This window comes from Pseudomonas sp. B424, assembly GCF_055408345.1.
The window spans coordinates 205,212-229,243 of the sequence record NZ_JBUZTL010000004.1 but is presented as its reverse complement, the minus strand read 5'-3'; the positions used below and the strand labels follow the sequence as shown (position 1 = coordinate 229,243).

Annotated in this window: 27 protein-coding genes; 24 read left to right on the top strand and 3 right to left on the bottom strand. The window is 61.1% G+C overall.

The window, feature by feature from the left end; all coding sequences use genetic code 11:
* Nucleotides 1-6 precede the first annotated feature (6 nt).
* The 13 genes from flhF to ACZRMS_RS07770 all read left to right on the top strand — a co-directional run bounded on the left by flhF (nt 7) and on the right by ACZRMS_RS07770 (nt 12,021).
* A complete protein-coding gene (flhF, locus tag ACZRMS_RS07830) occupies nt 7-1,320 on the top strand; it encodes a flagellar biosynthesis protein FlhF (RefSeq protein WP_463994838.1) in 1,314 nt (437 codons plus the stop codon).
* Between the two features lie 119 nt (nt 1,321-1,439).
* Nucleotides 1,440-2,267, top strand: coding sequence for a flagellar synthesis regulator FleN (gene fleN / locus ACZRMS_RS07825; protein WP_016781547.1), 828 nt, complete (start codon nt 1,440-1,442; stop codon nt 2,265-2,267).
* The gene (fliA, locus tag ACZRMS_RS07820; RefSeq protein WP_463994837.1) at nt 2,267-3,007 is read left to right on the top strand and encodes an RNA polymerase sigma factor FliA; all 741 of its coding nucleotides are present in this window, start codon (nt 2,267-2,269) and stop codon (nt 3,005-3,007) included. The genes fleN and fliA overlap by 1 nt, the downstream gene beginning before the upstream one ends.
* A 202-nt stretch (nt 3,008-3,209) precedes the next feature.
* Nucleotides 3,210-3,581, top strand: coding sequence for a chemotaxis response regulator CheY (locus ACZRMS_RS07815; protein ID WP_019828845.1), 372 nt, complete (start codon nt 3,210-3,212; stop codon nt 3,579-3,581).
* A 20-nt stretch (nt 3,582-3,601) separates the two neighbouring features.
* Nucleotides 3,602-4,390: a protein phosphatase CheZ gene (locus ACZRMS_RS07810; protein ID WP_463994836.1), complete on the top strand. Its 789-nt coding sequence runs from the start codon at nt 3,602-3,604 to the stop codon at nt 4,388-4,390.
* Nucleotides 4,391-4,452: 62 nt separating this feature from the next.
* The gene (locus ACZRMS_RS07805) at nt 4,453-6,609 is read left to right on the top strand and encodes a chemotaxis protein CheA (RefSeq protein WP_463994835.1); all 2,157 of its coding nucleotides are present in this window, start codon (nt 4,453-4,455) and stop codon (nt 6,607-6,609) included.
* A gap of 49 nt (nt 6,610-6,658) precedes the next feature.
* Nucleotides 6,659-7,804, top strand: a complete 1,146-nt coding sequence (locus ACZRMS_RS07800; protein WP_463994834.1) for a protein-glutamate methylesterase/protein-glutamine glutaminase — start codon at nt 6,659-6,661, stop codon at nt 7,802-7,804.
* Nucleotides 7,804-8,544, top strand: a complete 741-nt coding sequence (locus tag ACZRMS_RS07795) for a flagellar motor protein (RefSeq protein WP_463994833.1) — start codon at nt 7,804-7,806, stop codon at nt 8,542-8,544. Before ACZRMS_RS07800 ends, ACZRMS_RS07795 begins: the two co-directional genes overlap by 1 nt.
* Nucleotides 8,545-8,546: 2 nt before the next feature.
* A complete protein-coding gene (gene motD / locus ACZRMS_RS07790; RefSeq protein WP_463994832.1) occupies nt 8,547-9,437 on the top strand; it encodes a flagellar motor protein MotD in 891 nt (296 codons plus the stop codon).
* Between the two features lie 38 nt (nt 9,438-9,475).
* Nucleotides 9,476-10,264 (top strand): ParA family protein, encoded by a 789-nt coding sequence (locus tag ACZRMS_RS07785; protein WP_463947156.1) that lies wholly within the window; start codon nt 9,476-9,478, stop codon nt 10,262-10,264.
* A gap of 84 nt (nt 10,265-10,348) precedes the next feature.
* Nucleotides 10,349-11,065 (top strand): CheW domain-containing protein, encoded by a 717-nt coding sequence (locus tag ACZRMS_RS07780; RefSeq protein ID WP_463994831.1) that lies wholly within the window; start codon nt 10,349-10,351, stop codon nt 11,063-11,065.
* 83 nt (nt 11,066-11,148) lie between these two features.
* On the top strand, nt 11,149-11,628 hold the full coding sequence (locus tag ACZRMS_RS07775; RefSeq protein ID WP_463994830.1) for a chemotaxis protein CheW: 480 nt from the start codon (nt 11,149-11,151) through the stop codon (nt 11,626-11,628).
* Nucleotides 11,629-12,021, top strand: a complete 393-nt coding sequence (locus ACZRMS_RS07770; RefSeq protein WP_463994829.1) for a DUF2802 domain-containing protein — start codon at nt 11,629-11,631, stop codon at nt 12,019-12,021. It begins immediately after the preceding gene.
* Nucleotides 12,022-12,118: 97 nt separating this feature from the next.
* Here ACZRMS_RS07770 and ACZRMS_RS07765 read toward each other — a convergent pair whose 3' ends face one another.
* Complete coding sequence (locus tag ACZRMS_RS07765) at nt 12,119-12,985, bottom strand: LysR family transcriptional regulator (RefSeq protein WP_463994828.1); 867 nt, start codon at nt 12,983-12,985, stop codon at nt 12,119-12,121.
* Nucleotides 12,986-13,093: 108 nt separating this feature from the next.
* Between ACZRMS_RS07765 and ACZRMS_RS07760 the strand changes: the two genes are divergently transcribed.
* Together ACZRMS_RS07760 and ACZRMS_RS07755 are read left to right on the top strand one after the other, a co-directional pair.
* A complete protein-coding gene (locus ACZRMS_RS07760) occupies nt 13,094-13,507 on the top strand; it encodes a VOC family protein (protein ID WP_463994827.1) in 414 nt (137 codons plus the stop codon).
* A gap of 31 nt (nt 13,508-13,538) precedes the next feature.
* Complete coding sequence (locus ACZRMS_RS07755; RefSeq protein WP_463994826.1) at nt 13,539-14,816, top strand: amidase; 1,278 nt, start codon at nt 13,539-13,541, stop codon at nt 14,814-14,816.
* A 175-nt stretch (nt 14,817-14,991) separates the two neighbouring features.
* Here the strand turns inward: ACZRMS_RS07755 and ACZRMS_RS07750 are convergent, their stop codons facing one another.
* Together ACZRMS_RS07750 and fliK are read right to left on the bottom strand one after the other, a co-directional pair.
* Nucleotides 14,992-15,294: an EscU/YscU/HrcU family type III secretion system export apparatus switch protein gene (locus ACZRMS_RS07750; protein ID WP_463994825.1), complete on the bottom strand. Its 303-nt coding sequence runs from the start codon at nt 15,292-15,294 to the stop codon at nt 14,992-14,994.
* Entirely contained in the window at nt 15,291-16,862 is a 1,572-nt protein-coding gene (gene fliK / locus ACZRMS_RS07745) for a flagellar hook-length control protein FliK (RefSeq protein ID WP_463994824.1), read from the bottom strand. The genes ACZRMS_RS07750 and fliK overlap by 4 nt, the downstream gene beginning before the upstream one ends.
* A 191-nt stretch (nt 16,863-17,053) precedes the next feature.
* Between fliK and ccmA the strand changes: the two genes are divergently transcribed.
* From ccmA to ccmI, 9 genes are all read left to right on the top strand, one after another.
* On the top strand, nt 17,054-17,689 hold the full coding sequence (ccmA, locus tag ACZRMS_RS07740) for a cytochrome c biogenesis heme-transporting ATPase CcmA (RefSeq protein WP_463994898.1): 636 nt from the start codon (nt 17,054-17,056) through the stop codon (nt 17,687-17,689).
* Nucleotides 17,686-18,354: a heme exporter protein CcmB gene (gene ccmB, locus ACZRMS_RS07735; protein ID WP_463994823.1), complete on the top strand. Its 669-nt coding sequence runs from the start codon at nt 17,686-17,688 to the stop codon at nt 18,352-18,354. The genes ccmA and ccmB overlap by 4 nt, the downstream gene beginning before the upstream one ends.
* An 87-nt stretch (nt 18,355-18,441) precedes the next feature.
* Nucleotides 18,442-19,200, top strand: coding sequence for a heme ABC transporter permease (locus ACZRMS_RS07730; RefSeq protein ID WP_463994822.1), 759 nt, complete (start codon nt 18,442-18,444; stop codon nt 19,198-19,200).
* Nucleotides 19,197-19,373 carry a heme exporter protein CcmD gene (gene ccmD / locus ACZRMS_RS07725; RefSeq protein WP_048360792.1) on the top strand — a complete coding sequence of 59 codons (177 nt, stop codon included), beginning with the start codon at nt 19,197-19,199 and terminating at the stop codon, nt 19,371-19,373. Before ACZRMS_RS07730 ends, ccmD begins: the two co-directional genes overlap by 4 nt.
* On the top strand, nt 19,370-19,843 hold the full coding sequence (ccmE, locus tag ACZRMS_RS07720; protein ID WP_463994821.1) for a cytochrome c maturation protein CcmE: 474 nt from the start codon (nt 19,370-19,372) through the stop codon (nt 19,841-19,843). The genes ccmD and ccmE overlap by 4 nt, the downstream gene beginning before the upstream one ends.
* Complete coding sequence (locus ACZRMS_RS07715; RefSeq protein WP_463994820.1) at nt 19,843-21,831, top strand: heme lyase CcmF/NrfE family subunit; 1,989 nt, start codon at nt 19,843-19,845, stop codon at nt 21,829-21,831. The genes ccmE and ACZRMS_RS07715 overlap by 1 nt, the downstream gene beginning before the upstream one ends.
* On the top strand, nt 21,828-22,364 hold the full coding sequence (locus tag ACZRMS_RS07710; protein WP_463994819.1) for a DsbE family thiol:disulfide interchange protein: 537 nt from the start codon (nt 21,828-21,830) through the stop codon (nt 22,362-22,364). The genes ACZRMS_RS07715 and ACZRMS_RS07710 overlap by 4 nt, the downstream gene beginning before the upstream one ends.
* Nucleotides 22,361-22,837: a cytochrome c-type biogenesis protein gene (locus ACZRMS_RS07705; RefSeq protein ID WP_463994818.1), complete on the top strand. Its 477-nt coding sequence runs from the start codon at nt 22,361-22,363 to the stop codon at nt 22,835-22,837. The genes ACZRMS_RS07710 and ACZRMS_RS07705 overlap by 4 nt, the downstream gene beginning before the upstream one ends.
* On the top strand, nt 22,830-24,032 hold the full coding sequence (gene ccmI / locus ACZRMS_RS07700; RefSeq protein WP_463994817.1) for a c-type cytochrome biogenesis protein CcmI: 1,203 nt from the start codon (nt 22,830-22,832) through the stop codon (nt 24,030-24,032). The genes ACZRMS_RS07705 and ccmI overlap by 8 nt, the downstream gene beginning before the upstream one ends.

Sequence of the window (24,032 nt, the reverse complement as noted above, 5' to 3'; positions counted from 1 at the left end):
TGGTTTATGCAAGTGAAGCGATTTTTTGCCGCCGATATGCGTCAGGCCATGAAGCTGATTCGTGATGAGCTGGGGGCTGACGCCGCCATTATTGGCAACCGCCGGATTGCCGGGGGCGTTGAGTTGACCGCGGCCCTGGACTACAAGTTGTCCGCGCTGGCACCCCGGGTGCCGAACATTGAGCTTGAAGAAGAACTGCGCAAGACCCAGTCGCGGATCGTCTCGGCCCAGGCCGAGCTGAGCCTGCGCGGCGAAGGCGAGGCGGGCGATAACCGTCAGCTGTTTGCCGGTTTGCCGCTGACCGCTGCCGAGCCGTTGATCGAGCCGACCCTTGAAGAACCGCCGCGCCCTGCGCCGGTGGCCACGCCGACAATTGATCAGCGCGCATTCGACAATATGCGTCACGAACTCAATGGCCTGCGCGAGTTGCTCGAAGTACAGCTGGGCTCGCTGGCCTGGAGCCAGTTACAGGATGCCAAGCCGGCGCAGGCCAATCTGTGGCGCCGCTTGCAGCGCATCGGTCTGTCCGGGCCGCTGTCGCGCGATCTGCTGGCGCAAGTGGCCGGTATCGAAGAGCCGCGCCAGGCCTGGCGGATGCTGCTGGCGCACCTGGCACGGATGATTGCCACGCCTGAGCTGGAGCCGCTGGAAGAGGGCGGCGTGATCGCGATGGTCGGGCCTGCGGGGATGGGTAAAACTACTACGCTGGCCAAGCTGGCGGCCCGTTATGTACTCAAGTACGGCGCGCAGAATATCGCGCTGGTGAGCATGGACAGCTTTCGTATCGGTGCCCAGGAACAATTGAAAACCCTGGGCCGCATTTTGAACGTGCCGGTGACTCACGTGGCCCCGGGCCAGTCATTGGGCCAGACTCTCGAGCCGCTGGTGCGCAAGCGTGTGGTGCTGGTGGATACCGCCGGCCTGCAGGCCAGCGACCCGGCGTTGCGCCTGCAGCTTGAAAGCCTGGCCGGGCGCGGGATCAAGGCGCGCAATTATCTGGTATTGGCCACCACCAGTCAGAAGCAGGTACTGACGGCGGCCTACCTCAGTTACAAACGTTGTGGGCTGGCCGGTTGCATCCTGACCAAGCTGGATGAAACGGCGAGCCTGGGTGAGGTGCTGAGCCTGGCGATCAGTAACGGGTTGCCGGTGGCTTACCTGACGGACGGCCCGCGTATCCCGGACGATCTCCACCTGCCGCGGCGTCACCAGCTGGTGAGCCGCGCAGTGAGTGTGCAAATGCAGGAAGAACCCAGCGAAGAAGCCATGGCCGATATGTTCGCTGATATCTATCACAGCCCTCCCAAGCGGGTTGGCTGAGGTAGTCACGATTACGTTGCAATGTACCTACATCAGATGGTCTGAAGATTGTGTTCCGGTGGGGAACGCGCAGCCAACGTATGTAGCCGCGTCTAAGTAAGACAAGGTAAAGAAAGATCATGGGCAGCATGCATCCCGTACAGGTGATCGCAGTGACCGGCGGCAAGGGTGGCGTCGGTAAAACTAACGTTTCAGTCAACTTGTCTATCGCATTGGCCGAGCTGGGCAGGCGTGTCCTGCTAATGGACGCGGACCTCGGATTGGCGAACGTCGACGTCCTGCTGGGCCTTACCCCGAAATTCACCCTGGCCGATGTGGTCGAGGGGCGTTGCGAACTGCGCGACGTATTGCTCCAGGGCCCCGGCGGGATTCGTATCGTGCCGGCGGCCTCGGGCACCCAGAGCATGGTGCACCTGAGCCCGGCGCAGCATGCCGGCCTGATTCAGGCATTCAGCGACCTGGGCGATAACCTGGATGTGCTGGTGATCGACACCGCTGCCGGGATCGGCGAGTCGGTGGTCAGCTTTGTGCGCGCCGCCCAGGAAGTGCTGCTGGTGGTGTGCGATGAGCCGACCTCCATCACCGATGCCTACGCGTTGATCAAGCTGCTGAACCGCGATTACGGAATGAACCGTTTTCGCGTACTCGCCAACATGGCCCAAAGCCCCCAGGAAGGTCGCAACCTGTTCGCCAAGCTGACCAAGGTTACCGACCGTTTTCTGGACGTGGCCCTGCAGTACGTGGGCGCCGTGCCCTACGACGAATGCGTGCGCAAGGCCGTACAGAAGCAGCGCGCCGTCTACGAAGCGTTCCCGCGCTCCAAATGTTCGCTGGCATTCAAGGCCATTGCCCAGAAGGTGGACACCTGGCCACTACCTGCAAACCCCCGGGGGCACCTGGAGTTTTTTGTCGAGCGTCTGGTGCAGCAAGCAGGGGGACGCTTTTAATGACCGCCAGTGGCTACCGCATGTACAGCAAGGCATCGCGTGACAGCCAGTACGAGCTGATCGAACGCTATGCCCCCCTGGTCAAACGCATTGCGTATCACCTGTTGGCGCGGTTGCCGGCCAGCGTGCAGGTGGATGACCTGATCCAGGCCGGGATGATTGGTCTGCTCGAAGTGTCGGGCAAGTACGACGCGAGCAAGGGGGCGAGTTTCGAGACCTATGCCGGCATTCGTATCCGTGGCGCGATGCTCGATGAGGTGCGCAAGGGCGACTGGGCCCCGCGTTCGGTTCACCGCAATACACGCATGGTCAGCGATGCAATTCGGGTAATTGAAGCAAAAACCGGTTGTGACGCTAAAGATCATGAAGTTGCGGCCGAACTCCAGTTAAGCCTTGATGATTATTACGCCATTTTGAATGACACCCTGGGCAGCCGCCTGTTCAGTTTTGACGATCTGTTGCAGGACGGCGAACACGAAGGGCTGCATGAAGATGGCGCAAGTGCTCACCCGGAACCGTCGCGGGACCTGGAAGACGAACGCTTCCAGTGCGCCCTGGCCGATGCGATTGCCCATCTGCCCGAGCGTGAGCGACTGGTGTTGGCGCTGTACTACGACGAGGAGCTGAACCTCAAGGAAATCGGTGAGGTGCTGGGGGTCAGTGAGTCCCGGGTCAGCCAGCTGCACAGCCAGTGCGCCGCACGATTGCGCGCACGCCTGAGCCAGTGGCGCGCGCACTGACGGGAACACGTGCACTTATTGTGGGAGCGGGCTTGCTCGCGATGGGATCGACACGGTGAATCAGAAAAACCGCGCCGCCTGCATCGCGAGCAAGCCCGCTCCCACAGTCGATTTGGGCGGTGTTTGAAAACGAATTGATTGAATGGCGCGTCCCCAGACAGGACGCGTTTAAGACTGCTTGGAGGTCGAATTGGACAAGAACATGAAAATCCTCATCGTTGATGATTTCTCGACGATGCGGCGGATCATTAAAAACCTGTTGCGTGACCTTGGTTTCACCAACACGGTCGAGGCGGATGACGGCATCACGGCGCTGCCGATCCTCAATCTGGGGCATATCGACTTTTTGGTGACCGACTGGAACATGCCGGGCATGACCGGTATCGAGCTGTTGCGCCATGTGCGTGCCGACGAAAAACTCAAGCACTTGCCGGTGTTGATGGTGACCGCCGAAGCCAAACGCGAGCAGATTATCGAAGCGGCCCAGGCCGGTGTTAACGGTTATGTGGTCAAGCCGTTCACCGCTATCGCACTCAAAGACAAAATCGAAAAGATCTTTGATCGCATCGGTTGATCGGTTGCCTTGGGGGCGCTATGGAGCATCAAGAAACTACGCAGGGCGATTTTGAATCGACCCTGAAAAAACATGCTCACGAATTGGTCGAAAGCCTTGAAAGAGGCCAGTTTGGCGATGCAGTGCAGCTGATTCACGAACTCAACCAGACCCGGGACCGCGGGCTGTATCGCGAAGTCGGCAAGCTGACCCGTGAACTGCACAGTGCAATTGTCAATTTTCATATTGACCCGGGCATGCCGCAAGCCGAAGAAGTGTCGCAGATCACGGATGCCACCGAGCGTTTGGCTTATGTTGTGAAACTGACGGAAGCCGCCGCCAACCGCACCATGGATCTGGTGGAGCACAGCACGCCGCTGGTCAACGGAATGGGCCAGGAAGCCAGGGCTCTGAGTACGGACTGGGGGCGCTTTATGCGTCGCGAAGTCGGTGCCGAGGAGTTTCGCGAGCTGGCGCGTCGAGTCGACAGTTTTTTGACGCGTAGCGAAACGCAGAACAACATCGTGTCCGCCAACCTCACTGACATCTTGCTGGCCCAGGATTACCAGGACCTCACCGGTCAGGTGATCAAACGGGTAACGCAATTGGTGACCGAAGTTGAAAGCAATCTGCTCAAGCTGGTGCTGATGGCCAGTCAGGTGGATCGCTTTGCAGGGATCGAACACGACCGTGATGCAATGCGCGCCGAAAATAATTCGCAAAAAAGCCAGGCCAGGGGTGAAGGTCCGCAGATTCATGCCGATACACGTAATGACGTCGTATCCGGTCAGGATGATGTTGACGATTTGCTGTCCAGTTTAGGTTTTTAGGACTTCGCGGACGTGCGGGCGCTGTTGCCTGGCGTCGAAGCCCTATTTCAAGGAGCACGTACATGAGCTTCGGCGCCGATGAAGAAATCCTTCAGGATTTCCTGGTTGAAGCCGGCGAGATTCTAGAGCTGCTGTCCGAACAGCTGGTCGAGCTGGAAAGCCGACCGGATGATGCGGATCTGCTCAATGCAATTTTTCGCGGTTTTCACACTGTAAAAGGGGGCGCCGGCTTCCTGCAGCTCCATGAGTTGGTGGAGTGCTGCCACATCGCCGAAAACGTCTTCGACATCCTGCGCAAGGGTGAGCGCAGCGTTGACTCGGAGCTGATGGACGTGGTGCTTGAGGCCCTGGATGCGGTCAATGGCATGTTCAGCGAAGTGCGCGAACGCTGCCCGATCACGGCCGCAACCCCGGAGCTGCTGGCGGCGCTGGCACGTCTGGCCGAGCCTGCCGCGGCCCAGGCGGTCGTTGCGCCTGCGCCGATGGTGGCCGCCCCGGTAACCGATATCACCGACAGCGAGTTCGAACAGTTGCTGGACTCGCTCGATGCGGTCAAGGCGGCTGCGGCCGAACCTGACCCGGTGGCACCCCCGCAAGCCACGACCAGCGACGAAATCAGCGACGCCGAGTTCGAGTTGCTGCTCGACCAGTTGCACGGCAAGGGCCAGTTTTCTGCGCAGGCTGCGGTGGTTGCCGCAGTGCCCGAGGAGGTGCCCGCCGCGCCGGCCGAGGCCAGCCATGACATCACCGATGACGAATTCGAAGCCTTGCTTGATCAGTTGCATGGCAAGGGCTCGTTCAACGCAGACGCGCTGGAAGCTTCAGCGCCTGTTGAGCCCCAGCCCTCGGCCGCTGAACCTGCCGGCGACCCCGGGCTGATCAGCGACCACGAATTTGAAGCCTTGCTCGATGAGTTGCATGGCAAGGGCAAGTTCAGTGCCGACAGCGCGGCGGTAGCGGCTGCACCGGCACCGGTCAAACCGGCTGCGGTGCGAGCGGTCCCGGCCCGGACAAGCTCCGGGCCTTCGGAAAAACCGGCTGCCTCCGAGGCTGAGACCACCGTGCGGGTTGATACCGCCCGGCTTGACGACATCATGAATATGGTCGGCGAGCTGGTGCTGGTGCGTAACCGCCTGGTGCGCCTGGGGCTCAATAGCCACGACGAAGAGATGGCCAAGGCGCTGTCCAACCTCGACGTGGTCACCGCCGACCTGCAAACCGCAGTGATGAAGACCCGGATGCAGCCGATCAAGAAAGTGTTCGGCCGTTTCCCGCGGCTGGTGCGTGACCTGGCGCGGCAACTGAAAAAAGAAATCAGCCTGGAACTGGTAGGCGAAGAGACCGACCTGGACAAAAACCTTGTCGAGGCCCTGGCCGATCCGCTGGTGCACTTGGTGCGCAACGCCGTCGACCACGGGTGCGAAACCCCGGAAGAACGCGCCGCTGCCGGCAAGCCGAGCTGTGGCCGGGTGATTTTGTCCGCCGAGCAGGAGGGCGACCATATCCTGCTGTCGATCTCCGATGACGGCAAAGGCATGGACGCCAATTTTCTGCGCTCCCTGGCCGTGAAAAAAGGCCTGATGGACAAGGACGCCGCCGACCGCCTGAGCGAAAGCGACTGCTACAACCTGATCTTTGCGCCGGGGTTCTCGACCAAGACCGAGATCAGCGATGTGTCGGGCCGGGGCGTGGGCATGGACGTGGTGAAAACCAAGATCGCCCAGCTCAACGGCTCGCTGAGCATCGAGTCGACCCTGGGCCGGGGCTCGAAAATCGTGATCAAGGTGCCGCTGACCCTGGCCATCATGCCGACCCTGATGGTGATGCTGGGCAACCAGGCGTTTGCCTTCCCGCTGGTCAACGTCAACGAAATTTTCCACCTCGACCTGTCGCGCACCAATGTGGTCGACGGCCAGGAAGTGGTGATCGTGCGCGACAAGGCGTTGCCCCTGTTCTACCTCAAACGCTGGCTGGTGGCATCAGCCGCCCACGAAGAGCAGCGCGAAGGGCATGTGGTGATTCTTTCGGTGGGTACCCAGCGCATCGGCTTTGTGGTCGATCAGTTGGTCGGTCAGGAAGAAGTGGTGATCAAGCCGTTGGGGAAAATGCTCCAGGGCACGCCAGGCATGTCGGGCGCCACCATTACCGGTGACGGCCGTATTGCCTTGATTCTGGACGTTCCGAGCATGCTCAAGCATTACGCATCACGGCGTATTTGATTCTGGTGAGCCGGGGCGTTTGCGCCCCGCACCGCCTAACGGAGTGTTTATGGTAGTCAAGGTCCTGGTGGTGGATGATTCCGGTTTTTTCCGCCGCCGCGTCTCGGAAATTCTGTCGGCCGACCCGACGATTAAAGTGATCGGCACGGCCACCAATGGCAAGGAAGCAATCGATCAGGCCCTGGCACTCAAGCCGGACGTGATCACCATGGATTACGAGATGCCGTTGATGGACGGCATCACGGCCGTGCGTCATATCATGCAGCGTTGCCCGACCCCGGTACTGATGTTTTCCTCCCTGACCCACGAAGGGGCCCGCGTCACCCTCGATGCGCTGGATGCCGGGGCGGTGGACTTCCTGCCGAAAAATTTTGAAGACATCTCGCGCAACCCCGAGAAGGTCAAGCAAATGCTGTGTGAGAAGGTTCACAGCATTTCGCGCAGTAACCGTCGCCTGTCCAGCTACAGCGCGCCGGCCCCTGTGGTGTCTGCCCCGGTCCCGGCCCCCCGGCCTGCGCTAGGCGGCTTTGTGCCATCCGCTCCGCCCGTCTCGCCGCCCCCGGCGCGCACCACGCCCATTGCCAGTCGTGGTGCGCCTGCACCGACGTCAGCTTCTGCCGCGCCCAAACGCAAGGCTTACAGGCTGGTGGCCATCGGCACCTCGACCGGCGGCCCGGTCGCCTTGCAGCGGGTATTGACCCAGTTGCCGGGCAACTTCCCGGCCCCGATCGTGCTGGTGCAGCACATGCCCGCCGCGTTCACCAAGGCGTTTGCCGAGCGTCTGGACAAGCTGTGCCGGATCAGCGTCAAGGAAGCCGAAGACGGCGATATTCTGCGCCCCGGCCTGGCTTTGCTGGCCCCGGGCGGCAAGCAAATGATGATCGATGGCCGTGGTGCGGTACGCATCCTGCCGGGTGATGAGCGTTTGAACTACAAGCCGTGTGTGGACATCACCTTCGGTTCTGCTGCCAAGTCCTTCGGTGACAAAGTTTTGGCGGTGGTCCTGACCGGCATGGGCGCAGACGGCCGTGAAGGCGCGCGACTGCTCAAGCAGGGCGGCAGCCAGGTCTGGGCGCAGGATGAAGCCAGTTGCGTGATTTACGGCATGCCCATGGCCATCGTCAAAGCCAACCTGGCGGATGCGGTGTACAGCCTTGACGAGATCGGCAAACACCTTGTGGAGGCCTGCCACTGATGGACGTGCTCAGCCTGATTGGCATCATCATGGCGTTTGTCGCGATTATCGGCGGCAACTACCTGGAGGGCGGCCATCTGGGCGCCCTGGCCAATGGCCCGGCGGCGTTGATCGTGCTGGGCGGCACCGTGGGGGCTGCGTTGTTGCAGTCGCCCATGAGCGCATTCAAGCGGGCGATGCACACCGTGGTCTGGATTCTGTTCCCGCCGCGTATCGACATGGCGGGCGGCATTGACCGTGTCGTCAACTGGAGCCTGACGGCGCGCAAGGAAGGCTTGCTGGGCCTGGAAGGGGTGGCCGACACCGAACCCGACAACTATTCGCGCAAGGGCCTGCAATTGCTGGTCGACGGGGTTGAACCCCAGGCCATTCGCAGCGTGCTGGAAGTCGATTACATGACCCAGGAAAGCCGGGATATCGAAGCCGCCAAAGTGTTTGAAAGCATGGGCGGCTATGCGCCAACCATCGGCATTATCGGTGCGGTCATGGGGCTGATCCATGTGATGGGCAACCTGGCCGACCCGGCGCAACTGGGCAACGGCATTGCCGTGGCATTTGTGGCGACCATTTACGGGGTGGCCAGTGCCAACCTGGTGTTGCTGCCCATAGCCAGCAAACTCAAGGCGATTGCCATGCGCCAGTCGCTGTACCGCGAGATGTTGCTCGAAGGCATCCTGTCGATTGCCGAAGGCGAAAATCCGCGCTCCATCGAACTCAAGCTCCAGGGCTTTACGGGTTAATTATGAGCCGGCGCCGTCGTCCCGCGGATGAGCACGTCAATCACGAACGTTGGCTGGTGTCCTACGCAGACTTCATCACCTTGCTGTTTGCCTTCTTCGTGGTCATGTACTCGATCTCATCGATCAACGAAGGCAAGTACAAGGTGATCTCCCAGGCGCTGGTGGGAGTGTTCAATGACAGCGAGCGCAGCATCAAACCGATCCCCATCGGCGAAGAGCGCCCGCTGACGATCCAGCCTGCCGAGCCGTTGATCAAGGACAGTGAACATACCGATGCCGGCCTCGGGCAAGTGCCCGATGACCCGCTCAAAACCATTGCCGATGACATCACCAACGCCTTTGGCGACTTGATCGCGTCCAGGCAATTGACAGTGCGCGGCAATGAACTGTGGGTGGAGATCGAACTCAATTCCAGCCTGTTGTTCGGCAGCGGCGACGCGATGCCGAGCAATGCGGCGTTCAACATCATCGACAAGGTGGCAGCGATCCTCAAGCCGTTCGCCAACCCGATCCATGTCGAAGGTTTTACTGACGATCTGCCTATTCGTACTGCGCAATACCCGACCAACTGGGAGCTGTCGTCGGCGCGTTCGGCGAGCATTGTGCGCATGCTGGCGATGCAGGGCGTTAACCCCGGGCGTATGGCGTCGGTGGGCTACGGCGAGTTTCAGCCGGTGGCCAATAACGCTACGCCAGAGGGGCGCGCGCTCAATCGTCGGGTGGTGCTGGTGGTGTCGCGCAACCTTGAGGTGCGACGCAGCCTGACCGGTACGGGAACCGCCAACGCAACACCCGATGCCGCCCTCAGGCGTGCTGGCACACAAACTGCACCGCCACAGGCACAGCCACTGGTTCGTGGGGATGCCGTCAATTCCCCGTCACCCACCCTATAGTCTCGGCCGGCACGCATGCAGCCGGGAGGAACAACTGAATGAGAGTCTGGGCAGTAGCCAATCAAAAAGGTGGGGTCGGCAAGACCACCACATCCATCGCTCTGGCCGGTTTGCTGGCAGAGGCGGGCAAGCGTGTGGTGATAGTCGATCTCGACCCGCACGGCTCCATGACCAGTTACTTCGGGTATGACCCCGATGGCCTGGAACACAGCGTCTACGACCTGTTTCTGCATCAGGGCCAGGTGCCGGAAGGTCTGGCTGCGCAATTGCTGTTGCCCACCAGCCACGAAAAGATTGCCTTGCTGCCGGCGACCACCGCCCTGGCGACCCTGGAGCGTCAGGCACCGGGGCAAAGTGGCCTGGGCCTGGTGATTGCGCGCAGCCTGGCGCAACTGTGGCAGGACTACGACTACGCGATCATCGACAGCCCGCCGATTCTGGGTGTGCTGATGGTCAACGCATTGGCGGCCAGCCAGCAGCTGGTCATTCCGGTGCAAACCGAGCATCTGGCGCTCAAGGGCCTGGAGCGCATGGTTCACACTTTGCGCATGATCAACCGCTCCCGTGCGCAGGCGTTGCCGTTCTGCATCGTGCCGACCCTGTTCGACCGTCGCACCCAGGCTTCGATGAGCACCTTGCGGGTGTTGCGCGACGTGTATCCCGACACCCTGTGGCAGGGGTTTATCCCGGTCGATACCCGGTTGCGCGATGCCAGCCGTGCAGGCCAGACACCTTCGCAGTTCGATGACAAAACCCGGGGGGTTATCGCCTATCGCGCGCTGCTCAAGCACGTATTGACCCGTCAGCTTGCACCGCAGGTGGCTTGAGGTGGGCGGGTATTCAAGTATCGGCCGCGTGTGGCCGATAACGTCTACAGGTCTCTGTCGCGAGGCTGTTGAGTGGGGCACTTTATGACGCAGCCGGTAGCACTTTCCAACCGATCGCAAGTGGCGTTGCAGTCGTACCTCGACGACTTGCTGTTCGATGCAACGCAAGCGCTGGAATCGGCTGAGCCCGCAGCGCCCGAGCTGGAACAGCCCGCCCCTGATGAGGCGCCCCTGGCGATGCCGGTAGAGCTGTCGCAAGTGGGTGTGCCTGCAGAAGCGCTGGCCCATCCGCTGGTGGAAGTTCATCGGCCGAGTGCGCCGGGGGCTCATCTGCCGATCCCGGATGATGGCCGCCCGGCGTGGGCTGCCGAGCCTTTCGAATGCCTGTTGTTCGACGTGGCCGGGCTGACCCTGGCGGTGCCATTGGTGTGCCTGGGTTCGATCTATTCACTGGCCGGGCGCGAGTTGATCCCGCTGTTCGGTCAGCCGGACTGGTTTCTCGGGATGCTGCCGAGCCAGGGCGGCAAGCTCAACGTGCTGGACACTGCGCGCTGGGTGATGCCCGAGCGCTATCGCGATGATTTTCGCGAAGGCCTGCAATACGTCATTTCAGTGCAGGGTTACGAATGGGGGCTGGCGGTGCATCAGGTCAGCCGTTCGTTGCGCCTGCACCCGAACGAAATCAAGTGGCGCTCCCAGCGTGGGCAGCGACCGTGGCTGGCAGGCACAGTGATCGAACATATGTGTGCATTGCTGGACGTGGCGCAGCTGGCGGAACTGATCGCCAAGGGCAAGGCATAAGAACACGTGTGGTTGATGTTCGCCTGTAAGGGTGAGCCGCCAGTTTTCAGCATTCAGCAGTATTTCAGTCAGGGGTTTGGGGTATGAAACAGTCAGCGGCACAGGGTTTGGAAGATCCGATCCTGCAATGGGTTACCTTCAAGCTGGACAACGAGACCTACGGCATCAACGTGATGCAGGTGCAGGAAGTGCTGCGTTACACCGAGATCGCCCCGGTCCCGGGTGCGCCGGCTTATGTGCTGGGCATTATCAACCTGCGCGGCAACGTGGTGACGGTCATCGACACGCGCCAGTGCTTTGGCTTGTACGGTGCCGAAATCACCGACAATTCGCGCATCGTCATCATCGAAGCGGACAAGCAAGTAGTCGGGATTCTGGTCGACAGCGTGGCCGAAGTGGTTTACCTGCGTCAGTCGGAAATCGAAACGGCGCCTAATGTGGGCAATGACGAGTCAGCCAAGTTTATCCAGGGCGTCTGCAACAAGAACGGCGAGCTGCTGATTCTGGTTGAACTGGACAAAATGATGACCGAAGAAGAGTGGTCGGATCTGGAGAGCATCTGATTGATCCTTGAGGTGGCGGTAATCGTTCTGGGCCTGTTGTGGGCCGTGACCCTGTGGCTGTTGGTCAGCCACATACGCCGCCAGCGCGTGCTGGCGGCGCAGCAGGCCGCGGGCGATGAACAGCGTGACCGGCGCCTCAGGGAGCTGGCGCGGCGCCTGGACACTTACCAGAACGGCAATGTGCAAATGGGTGAAGACCTGCACGAGTTGCGCGCCGTGGTGGCACCGCTGCCCGAGAAGCTGACCCAGCTCGAACAGCGCGACCCTACCAGCCTGTCATTCAACCAGGCAGCGCGTTTGGTGAGCATGGGCGCCAGCGTCGATGAACTGACCCAGTCTTGCGGTTTGACCCAGGCCGAGGCCGAGTTGATGAGCAAGATGCACAAGGGCTGAGCCTGGCTCTGTACCTGTGGGAGCGGGCTTGCTCGCGATAGTGTCGACGCGGACCGCGGCGCCTGCATCGCGAGCAAGCCGGCGCCCACCGATCCGGTTACTGCGTCTTCTCCTGCAGCGCCAGCTTCAACGCCTCAACCATTCGCCCCCTTGCCCCTTGTGCATGGCTGATCAGCACGATCTCCCGGTCATAACGTTGATCACCCACGGGCTCCACCTCACAACTGCCCATCCAGCGCTCAATCCCCGACCAGCAAGGCACCAGACTGACCCCCAGCCCTTCCGAGGTCAGCAGGGCGATGGTTTCCAATGCATCCAGATCCAGCAGGGCGGCGGGCGTCAGGCCCTGGTCTTGCAGGTACTGGACGGCATGACGGCCTCCCCAGGCATCGGGGTCATATTGAATATACGGACAGCTTTGCAGGCGTGCGTCGATGCCCAGCGAAGACTGCTCGTTGGAGATAAACACTAAGGGCTCCTTGCGCAGCAACACGGCGTCGAAGGTTTTGGTCAGCGCAAACGGCGGCGCGACCACTATCGCGGCATCCAGCTCGTTGGCCTCCAGCGCCTGATACAGCGAACGCGACGTACCTGGAATGATTACCGGTTTTAGCTGGGGGGTTGAGCGGGTCAAGCTGCGCAAGGCCTGGGGCAGAAGCCCCGTGAGTACCGTTGAAATAGCGCCGATGCGCAAGGGGCCGGTCAGGCCTTGGTTGTCGACGTCACCTGCCAGAAGGGCCACTTCATTGACGATACATCGCGCCCTTGGCAGCAAGTCCATGCAGGCCAGACTGGGTTTGGCCACATGCCCGACCCGCACCAGAAGCTCCAGCCCCAACTGCCGTTCGAGCGCCACAATACGCTGACTGACCGCTGCCGCCGTCAAGTTCTCCAAGCGTGCTGCCTTGGCAATTGACCCGCACTCCACCACGGCGATCAGACTTCTGAGATAGCGCGTATCCATAAGAATTTCTTTCTTTCATGGAAAAAATAACAGGTTATCTCTTTTGAATTGGGCCGTGCATCATTTCCTTTACGGCCATGTGGCCAGACCCGGTATCAGGAGGTTGGTGTGCAATCGCTTTTTCATTTCGCTTTTCATGTTCACGATCTGGCGGCGGCTCGTGGTTTCTACTGTGATGTGCTGGGCTGTGTTGAAGGTCGCAGCACCGACACGTGGCTGGACATCGATTTTTTTGGTCACCAATTGTCATTGCATCTGGGGGAGCCGTTTGCCGTCAGCAATACCGGAAAAGTGGGCGACCACTGGGTTCCCATGCCGCATTTCGGGGTGGTGCTGAGCATGCCTGACTGGCTGGCCTTGAAAGAACGATTAATGGAACGCGACCTGGACTTTGTGCTGGAGCCGACCCTTCGCTTTGTCGGGACCCCGGGTGAGCAGGCGACGATGTTTTTTCTCGACCCGTCGGGCAACCCCATCGAGATCAAGGGGTTCGCGGACTGGGCGTCGGTATACGCCGTATAAAACAACAAGAGTCAGAGGTTAAATACAGCGCATGAATTTCCTAGACACGGCAGACGCCACCTCGATTGCTGAACAGGTCAGCACGGCACACATCAGCCCCGGGGTTGTGGCTGAGCATTTTCTGGCAACAACCCGGGCCCGGGAAGCCAAGGTCCAGGCCTTCGTCTCGCTCGACCCCGACGGTGTGCGCAAACAGACGCTGGGGCTTGCCAGCCCAAGGCTCAACGGCTTGCTGGCCGGGGTGCCGGTCGGGGTCAAGGATATTATTGACACCCACGACCACCCCACGCGCTTTTACTCCCCGATCTATGACAACAACTGGCCATCGCGCGATGCCCATGTGGTTGCACTGTTGCGTCAGGCGGGGGCGGTGATCATGGGCAAGACCCACACCACCGAATTTGCCTACATGCACACCGGTCCGACCCGCAACCCCCTGGACCTGAACCGGACGCCGGGCAGCTCCAGCGCCGGTTCTGCTGCCGGTATGGCGGCGGGTTTTTTTCCCGTGGCACTGGGCACGCAAACCGCCGGTTCGCTGCTCAAGCCAGCGGCCTATTGCGGGTTGTATGCGTTCAAGCCGTCTTACGGGCTGGTGTCCCTGGAAGGGGTCAAACCCCTGGCACCGAGCTTCGACACCATGGGTTGGTATGGGCGCTCGGTTCGTGACCTGGGGTTGGTCGCACAGGTGCTGATTCCCGGCTTGCCACATGCCACGCGCCCCAGCGGCCCGCGCACGTTTGGTTTTTGCCGCACCGCGCGCTGGGATCAGGTTGATCCTCTTGTGGCTGACGCGTTGCTGGCGGCGGTCGACCGGTTAAAAGCTGCAGGGCACAGCGTGACCATGGTGGAGTTGCCGGAAGAGTTTGCGCAGGTGTTTGATGACCATCTGTTGATCAATGATTGCGAAGGTGCCCGTTCGCTGTCCAAAGAATGGCAATCCAGCCCCGAGCGACTGAGCCCGTCCGTCTTGGCCATGATCGAGCGGGCCAAGGGCACAACATGGGAACAGGAGTCCGCCGCCAAGGCGCGCCTGGCGGTACTGGCCCCCGTATTGAGAGCCATCTTCGCGCCCTTTGACGCCATGTTGAGCGTTACCTGCGGGATGGTGGCGCCGCTGGGTCTGGAAACCACGGGCCCTTCGGACTTCTGCAAATTCTGGATGGCATTCGGGTTGCCGCAAATCAACATCCCCTTGCCACGACAGCCAGGGGAAATGCCGGTGGGGCTGCAGGTGATTGGCGGGTTTCGCGAGGACAGTGCGCTGCTGGACGCGGCCGGGCAAGTGGATTTGGCGTTGCGGGGTTAGTTGCTTGTGTGGGAGCGAGCCTGCTCGCGAAGGCATCACTGGGGTTTGCCGGAAAGATCGCGTCGCCTGCTTCGCGAGCAGGCTCGCTCCCACAAAAAAGGGTGCTATTTAAAATCTGCTTATTGCCTTTGCTTTTGCTGTAGCCACGGGAATGTTCAAACAACGCGAACGCTCATCACGGCTCTCCCGGCCCCGCATCCGGATTAAACCCTTCCGGGAATTTGCCTTTGAGCTGCCAGGCAAAGGCGATGATTTCTGCCAGGGTTCGATAGAGCTCTTGGGGGATGCTGTCGCCCAGCTCCATGCGCGCCAGCAATTTCACCAGTTCGGCATTTTCATAAATCGGTACTTCGTACTCGCGGGCAAGGGTGAGGATGGCTTCGGCCAGTTCGTCATCGCCCTTGGCCGTGAGGGTGGGGGCTTGTTTGCCATCGTATTTGAGGGCTATCGCCTGGCGTGGTGCGGGCTCTGTCTTCATGCGGTTTCGTCGACCCAGCGTTGTTCAAGTCGGGTATGGCCGCTTTGTGGCGGGGTGCCCTGGTGGCAGTCGAGATCGGTCACGCTCAGTCCGGCGTCATGCAATCGCTGGCGCAGGTTGCCCAGTTGGCTTTCGATCAGGTGTGCGGTGGACGCCCGCTCAGCCCAGAGCTGTCCCGACAGGTTGCCGCGCAGCAGTTGTGCCTGCACATGCAGCGGTCCGAGCGGCGCAAGGTCAAAGGCCAGTTCTACGCGCCACAGCTGATCCTTTGTTTCCCTGGCCTCGGGTTTGTCTTGCGGTTGTTTCTCCGGCGGGTCTTCGCGCTGGAATTTGACCTGCAACGGCACGATGTCATGGGCGTTGCGCATCGGGATTTCCAGTTGCCAGGTAGTCAGCACGCCTCCATCGGCGGTGCGCCCGCTTTGCTCCAGACTCGACAGCTGGTGGCTCTGCAGGCGGGAAATGGCCGCTGCTGCGAGTTTGAGCAGGTTTTCCAGGCTGTCCTCATTTGCGCCGCCTTGCACTGAGCCCCGGGGCAGGGGGAAACCACCCGGTTGTGGCTTGGCGCCGACCTGCCCGAGCATGCCCAGCGCGTTGCGTACAAAGGTCGGCATGGCCTGGGCCTGGGTGCTGGCAGCCATGGCGGGGTTGAAGGCGGTGCTGGCCGGCACGCCGGGCAGGATCTGCGCAATCAGCCGCAACAGGGTGGCTTTCATGTCCGGGGCGAGGGCTTGGGTTTGACCGCCCAGCAATCGGGCTTCCAGAAAGGCTCCGCTGTTGAGCAGGGCAGAGCTCAAGGCTTTGGGGTTGCTCAGCTGTGAAGGCGTAGGCAAACCCGCCAGCAGTTTGTCGATGGAGGTACGTAATTCGTCGGGCATGCTGTTGCTGGGCGGGAGTTTTTGCAGGGCGTTAAGCAGTCCCTCCAGCGAGCCTTGGCGGCTTTGTTGTGTTGCCAGTTGTTGTGCAATCGCCAGTTGCTCCTGGCGCCCGCTGAGCGGGACGAAGCTCAAGCTTTGCGGGTCTTGCACCCGGGCGCTCAGCAAGCTGCCGATACGCAAGGGCTGCGGACTGTCCAGGGTCAGGGTGCTGCCGCTCAAGGCACTGTTGAGCAGTGTCACCAACGAGCGGTAGATTGCCGGTTGCCCGGCAGCCTGGGGCAAAGCCTGGGTTGTCAGCACTTTGCCTTGCAGCAGCGTGCCCACCGGCAGTTGCTGTGTATCAAGACGGGTGAGGGTGGCCACGCTGCTGCTCAGCGCCTGTTGCAGGCTGATCGCCAGGTTGCCTGGCGAAGGCTGGGTCACGGCCAGTTGTGTGCCCAGCGGCAAGGGAAAGTTGCTGCTGGCCTGCACGTTGGTTTCTCGCCCGCCGGCCAGGGTCAGCTTGAGGAGCAACTGGAACGCCAGACCGTTTTGCTTGAGCGCCAGAACTTCTGCCTGGGCGCTCTGGCCGGGCCGGATAAGACCTTCAACAGGCTGCAGCAACTTGAGCACTTCACCGCCCACAAGACCGGAGCGCAGACTGCTGGACGCGGTTTGTGGGATGGGTGGAATATTCATGTCGCCTTTCATCGTAACAACCTGTCGAAATTGCCCTCTTTAGCGTAGGACATGGCATGTATAATGCTGCCCCGTCGTTCAGAGGGCATGAAAACATCACAAATGTTTGATCTGGCTCTCTGAAACCGGCCGCAAATGCATTTATTCTGCATCACTTTAACGGCCGCGCCTGAGCCGACTTGAACCGTGAAGGCCTCAATTACGTGACCAGCCCTCTTTTAGAAGCCGTATCGCTCGCGTGTGAGCGTGACTGGCGGATGTTGTTCGAGAACCTCGAATTGCGTCTGGCCAGCGGTGACATGCTGCAAATCAGCGGCCCCAACGGTAGCGGCAAGACCAGCCTGCTGCGATTGTTGGCGGGCCTGATGCAGCCCACGGCGGGCGAAGTGCGGCTCAATGGCCACCCCTTGAGCACCCAACGCAGCGAATTGACCAGCAACCTGTTGTGGATCGGTCACGCCGCCGGGATCAAGGATTTGCTCACCGCCGAAGAAAACCTCAGCTGGCTGTGTGCCTTGCACCGGCCCTCTACCCGCGAAGCGATCTGGGCGGCGCTGGCAGCGGTGGGGTTGAAGGGCTTCGAGGATGTGCCGTGCCACACCCTGTCGGCCGGGCAGCAGCGGCGTGTGGCGCTGGCCCGCTTGCATCTGGACAGCCCGCCGCTGTGGATTCTGGACGAACCCTTTACCGCGCTCGACAAGCAAGGCGTGGCGCAACTTGAAGAACACCTGGCCGGCCACTGCGAACGCGGCGGCATGGTGGTGCTTACCACTCACCATACGTTGACCCGGATGCCGGCCGGTTACCGCGATATCGACCTGGGGCGTTGGGCTGTATGAGTGTGTTTGCCGTGTTGGTGGCGCGCGAGGCGCGTTTGCTGTTTCGCCGTCCGGCCGAGTTGGCCAACCCGCTGGTGTTCTTCGCGATCGTGATCGCCATGTTCCCTTTGGCGGTCGGTCCTGAGACTCAATTGTTGCAAACCTTGTCTCCGGGCCTGTTGTGGGTAGCGGCGCTTTTAGCGGTTTTACTCTCGCTGGACGGGCTTTTTCGCAGTGATTTCGAGGATGGATCGCTGGAACAGTGGGTCCTTTCGCCGCACCCCCTGCCACTTCTGGTTCTGGCCAAAGTGCTGGCACACTGGGCGTTTTCCGGTCTGGCACTGGTAATCCTGTCGCCGCTGCTGGCCTTGATGCTGGGGCTGCCGGTAGCCTGCCTGCCGGTGCTGCTGATGTCGCTGCTGCTCGGTACGCCGGTGTTGAGCTTGCTGGGGGCCGTGGGGGCGGCGCTGACCGTGGGCCTCAAGCGTGGCGGCCTGCTCCTTGCGTTGCTGATTCTGCCTTTATATATACCGGTGCTGATTCTTGGCAGTGGCGCCTTGCAGGCGGCATTACAAGGCATGCCCGCAACCGGTTATCTGCTGTGGCTTGGTAGCCTGACCGCCCTGGCAGTAACCCTTACACCTTTTGCTATAGCCGCCGGGCTGAAAATCAGCGTCGGCGAATAATGAGGTCTGGCCCTGCGGGGCCAGTAAAGACCCTGGCTTTGATAGCGACCCCTGATGGTCGTGTCCAAGCACCGTGATGGAAACAGCGTGATGAACTGGACTTGGTTTCACAAACTCGGCTCGCCCAAATGGTTCTATGCCATCAGTGGGCGGCTGTTGCCGTGGTTAAGCATTGCCGCCGTGTTGCTGATCACCTGCGGGGTGGTCTGGGGCCTGGCGTTTGCACCGCCGGACTACCAGCAAGGCAACAGTTTCCGGATCATTTATATCCATGTTCCGGCCGCCATGCTGGCGCAATCCTGCTACGTGATGCTGGCTGTGTGCGGTGTGGTGGGGCTGGTCTGGAAAATGAAAATCGCTGATATCGCGTTGCAGGCCGCCGCGCCCATCGGTGCCTGGATGACCGCCGTCGCGCTGATCACCGGTGCCGTGTGGGGCAAACCGACCTGGGGTTCGTGGTGGGTGTGGGATGCACGCCTGACCTCAATGCTGATTCTGCTGTTCCTGTACTTCGGCCTGATTGCCCTGGGCAATGCCATCACCAATCGTGACAGCGCGGCCAAGGCCTGCGCGGTGCTGGCGATTGTGGGTGTGATCAATATCCCGATCATCAAGTACTCGGTGGAGTGGTGGAACACCCTGCATCAGGGCGCGACCTTCACCCTTACCGAAAAACCGGCCATGCCCATGGAAATGTGGATGCCGCTGCTGCTGACGGTGGTGGGCTTTTATTGCTTCTTTGGCGCGGTGCTGCTGTTGCGCATGCGCCTGGAAGTGCTCAAGCGCGAGGCGCGCAGCAGTTGGGTCAAGGCTGAGGTGCTGAAGGCACTGGAGGGCGCGCGATGAGTTTTGCTTCTTTTGGCGACTTTATCGCCATGGGCCATCACGCGGTGTATGTCTGGTCGGCCTATGGCATTTGCCTGGCGGTACTGGCGTTGAACGTAGCGCTGCCGATCATGGCGCGCCGACGTTATCTGCAACAAGAGGCGCGTCGTTTGCGTCGGGAGAATTCGAAGTGAATCCGCTGCGTAAAAAACGTTTGATCATCATCCTGGCGATTCTGGTGGGGGTGGGCGCTGCCGTGGCTCTGGCCCTGAGCGCGCTGCAGCAGAACATCAACCTGTTCTATACCCCGACCCAGATCGCCAATGGCGAAGCGCCACTGGACACCCGCATCCGTGCCGGCGGCATGGTTGAAGACGGTTCGCTCAAACGCTCGGGTGACTCACTGGACGTGCAGTTCGTGGTGACCGACTTCAACAAGTCCGTGACCATTACGTATCGCGGCATCCTGCCGGATCTGTTCCGTGAAGGGCAGGGCATCGTCGCGCTGGGCAAGCTCAATGCCCAGGGCGTGGTGGTGGCCGACGAAGTGCTGGCCAAGCACGATGAAAAATACATGCCGCCTGAAGTGACCAAGGCGCTGAATGAAAGTGGCCAATCCGCGCCTGTACCGGGCAGCTCTGCACCGGCGAAAGAGGTTAAGTGATGATGTCTGGACTGTTTATTCCTGAATTGGGCCACCTGGCCATGATTCTGGCGCTGTGCTTTGCCATTGTGCAGGCCATCGTGCCGCTGCTGGGTGCCTGGCGCGGCGACAAATTATGGATGAGCCTGGCGCAACCCGCCGCCTGGGGGCAATTTGCCTTCTTGCTGTTCTCGTTCGCCTGCCTGACTTATGCCTTTATGGCCGACGATTTTTCGGTGGCGTACGTAGCGAGCAACTCCAACAGCGCTCTGCCGTGGTACTACAAGTTCAGTGCCGTGTGGGGCGCCCACGAAGGTTCGCTGCTGCTGTGGGCCATGATTCTGGGCGGCTGGACCTTCGCCGTATCGATCTTCTCCCGGCAATTGCCGCAAGTGATGCTGGCGCGGGTGCTGTCGATCATGGGCATGATCAGTATCGGTTTCCTGCTGTTCCTGATCCTGACCTCAGACCCTTTCGTGCGCTTGCTGCCGCAGATTCCTTCGGACGGTAATGACCTTAACCCGCTGCTGCAGGATATCGGCCTGATTGTTCACCCGCCGATGCTGTACATGGGTTATGTGGGTTTCTCGGTGGCGTTCGCCTTCGCCATTGCGGCATTGCTCGGCGGCCGACTGGACGCCGCGTGGGCGCGCTGGTCGCGCCCGTGGACCATCGTTGCCTGGGCCTTTCTGGGCATCGGCATCACCCTGGGCTCGTGGTGGGCCTACTACGAACTTGGCTGGGGCGGCTGGTGGTTCTGGGACCCGGTAGAAAACGCCTCGTTCATGCCGTGGCTGGTGGGCACCGCGCTGATTCACTCGTTGGCCGTGACCGAAAAACGTGGCGTGTTCAAAAGCTGGACCGTGTTGCTGGCCATTGCTGCGTTTTCGCTGAGCCTGCTGGGTACCTTCCTGGTGCGTTCCGGCGTGCTGACCTCGGTTCACGCATTCGCCTCCGACCCGGAGCGCGGCGTGTTCATCCTGATCTTCCTGCTGTTTGTGGTGGGCGGTTCGCTGACCCTGTTTGCGCTGCGTGCGCCGGTGGTCAAGAGCCACGTCAGCTTCAAGCTGTGGTCACGTGAGACGCTGCTGCTGGGCAACAACCTGGTGCTGGTGGTGGCCGCGTCGATGATTCTGCTCGGCACCTTGTACCCGCTGATTCTGGACGCCATCAGTGGCGCCAAGATGTCGGTGGGCCCGCCGTACTTCAACGCCCTGTTTATCCCGCTGATGGGCCTGCTGATGGTGGTGATGGCAGTGGGCATGCTGGTGCGCTGGAAAGACACCCCGGTGAAATGGCTGTTGGGCATGCTGACCCCGGTGCTGCTGGGCAGCGCGGCCCTGGCGGCGATTGCCGGTGTGGCCTATGGCGACTTCAACTGGGCGGTGATTACCACCTTTATGCTGGCGGCCTGGGTGTTGCTGGCCGGGGTGCGCGATATCGGTGACAAAACCCGTCACAAAGGCCTGGTCAAAGGCGTGCGCAGCCTGACCCGCAGCTACTGGGGCATGCAGATCGCCCACCTGGGGATCGCGGTGTGCGCGCTGGGTGTGGTGTTGTCGAGCCAGAACAGTGCCGAACGCGACTTGCGCCTGGCGCCGGGAGAATCGATGGAGCTGGGTGGTTACCACTTCATTTTTGAAGGTGCCAAGCACTTCCAGGGCCCGAACTTCACGTCAGACAAAGGCACGGTGCGGGTCATCCGCAACGGCAAGGAAGTCAGCGTACTGCACCCGGAAAAACGCCTGTACACGGTGCAGAACTCGATGATGACCGAAGCCGGGATCGACGCCGGCTTCACCCGCGACCTGTATGTGGCGCTGGGCGAGCCTTTGGGCGATGGCGCCTGGGCGGTACGGGTGCATGTGAAACCCTTTGTGCGCTGGATCTGGTTCGGTGGTCTGCTGACCGGCTTTGGCGGGTTGCTGGCCGCGATGGACCGTCGCTATCGGGTCAAGGTGAAAAGCCGCGTGCGTGAAGCACTGGGCATGACAGGAGCTACCGCATGAGACGCTGGTTGATGCTGGTCCCGCTGGCCGCATTCCTGGGCATGGCGTGGTTTCTTTACCGGGGCTTGTACCTGGACCCGACGGAGTTGCCGTCGGCGATGATCGACAAGCCGTTCCCGGCGTTCAGCCTGCCTGCGGTCGAGGGCGGCAGGGTCCTGACCGAGGCGGACCTCAAGGGCAAGCCCGCGCTGGTTAACGTCTGGGCCACCTGGTGCATTTCGTGCCGGGTCGAGCACCCGGTGCTGACCAGGCTGGCCGAGCAGGGCGTGGTGATCTACGGCGTCAACTACAAGGACGTCAACGAAGACGCGAAAAAGTGGCTCAAGGACTTCCATAACCCGTATCAGCTGGACATCAACGATGCAGACGGCTCCCTGGGCCTGAACCTCGGCGTGTACGGCGCCCCGGAGACGTTCCTGATCGACAGCAAGGGCATCATCCGCCACAAGTTTGTCGGCGTGATCGACGACACCGTGTGGCGCGAGCAACTGGCCGGCAAGTATCGGGCACTGGTAGACGAGGCCGGGCAATGAAGCGCTGGCTAGCCGCTGTGGTGTTTGGCCTGACCCTCAGTGGCATCGCCCACGCAGCCATCGATACCTACGAGTTTGCCAGCGACGCCGAGCGCGCCCGTTTCCGCGAACTGACCAAAGAACTGCGTTGCCCCAAGTGCCAGAATCAGGACATTGCCGATTCCAACGCACCGATTGCCACTGACCTGCGCCGCGAAATCTTCCGCATGCTGGGTGAAGGCAAGGACAACCAGCAGATCATCGACTTCATGGTCGACCGCTATGGCGAGTTCGTGCGCTACAAGCCGGCCCTGACCAGCAAGACCGCGGTGCTGTGGTTTGGCCCGCTGGCCTTGCTGATGGGCGGGCTGGTGGTGATTGGCGTCATCGTCGGGCGCCGCCGCCGTACCGGGCCGGCCGAAGGCCCGGACACACTTTCTGCCGAGGAGCGTCAGCGCCTCGACACTTTGCTGGATAAAACCAAAGATGATTGATTTCTGGCTCGCAGCAGGCTTGCTGCTACTGATCGCCCTCAGCTTTTTATTGATCCCCGTATTACGCGGGCGTCGTGCCCAGCGCGAAGAAGACCGCACTGCGCTGAACGTCGCGCTGTACCAGGAGCGTGTCGCCGAATTGCAGGTCCAGCGTGAAGAGGGCGCCTTGACCGCCGAGCAACTGGAAACCGGTCGTGCCGAAGCTGCCCGTGAGCTGCTGGCAGACACCGAAGGCGTGGCCCCGGCGCGGGTTTCCAGCCTGGGCAAGGCCATCCCGTTGCTGGCGGCGATCATGGTGCCGGTGCTGGGCCTGGGCCTGTACCTGCACTTTGGCTCCAGCGACAAAGTCGAGCTGACCCGCGAGTTCTCCCAGCCGCCGAAATCCCTTGAAGAAATGGTCGCGCGTCTTGAGCGTGCTGCCGCGGCGCAACCGGAGTCGGCTGAAGGCCTGTACTTCCTGGGCCGTGCCTATATGGCGCAAAACCGCCCGGCAGAAGCGGCCAAGGTGTTTGAGCGCGCTGCCAACCTGGCCGGCCGTCAGCCTGAATTGCTGGGCCAGTGGGCCCAGGCGCAGTACTTTGCCGACGATAAAAAGTGGAGCGACAAGGTTCAGGCGCTGACCGACGAAGCCTTGAAGGCTGATCCGAAAGAAGTCACCAGCCTGGGCCTGCTCGGCATTGCCGCCTTTGAAGACCAGCGCTATCAGGAGGCGATTGGTTACTGGCAGCGCCTGATGAATGAATTGCCCGTCGGCGATCAATCCCGCACGGCACTGGAAGGCGGAATCGAAAAAGCCCGAGAACAACTGCTGGCCAGTGGTGGCAAGGTTGAAGCGGCGCCTGCAGCCAAGGCCCAGGCTTCGATCAGGGTCAGCGTTGACCTGGCCGACGCGGTCAAGGCCAGCGCTCTGCCGGGTGACAGCGTCTTTATCTTCGCCCGTGCGGTGTCCGGTCCTCCGGCGCCCCTGGCAGTTAAACGTGTGACCGTGGCGGACCTGCCCATCACCGTTGAACTGGGTGATGTCGACGCAATGATGCCGCAATTGAAACTGTCCAACTTTCCTGAAGTCCAACTGATGGCACGCATCTCCCGCGCAGGCCAGCCGACGGCGGGCGAGTGGGTAGGGCGCAGCCAGCCGCTGTCCAGCAGCACTAAAGAGCTGCAACAGCTGACCATCGACAGCCCGGATAAATAG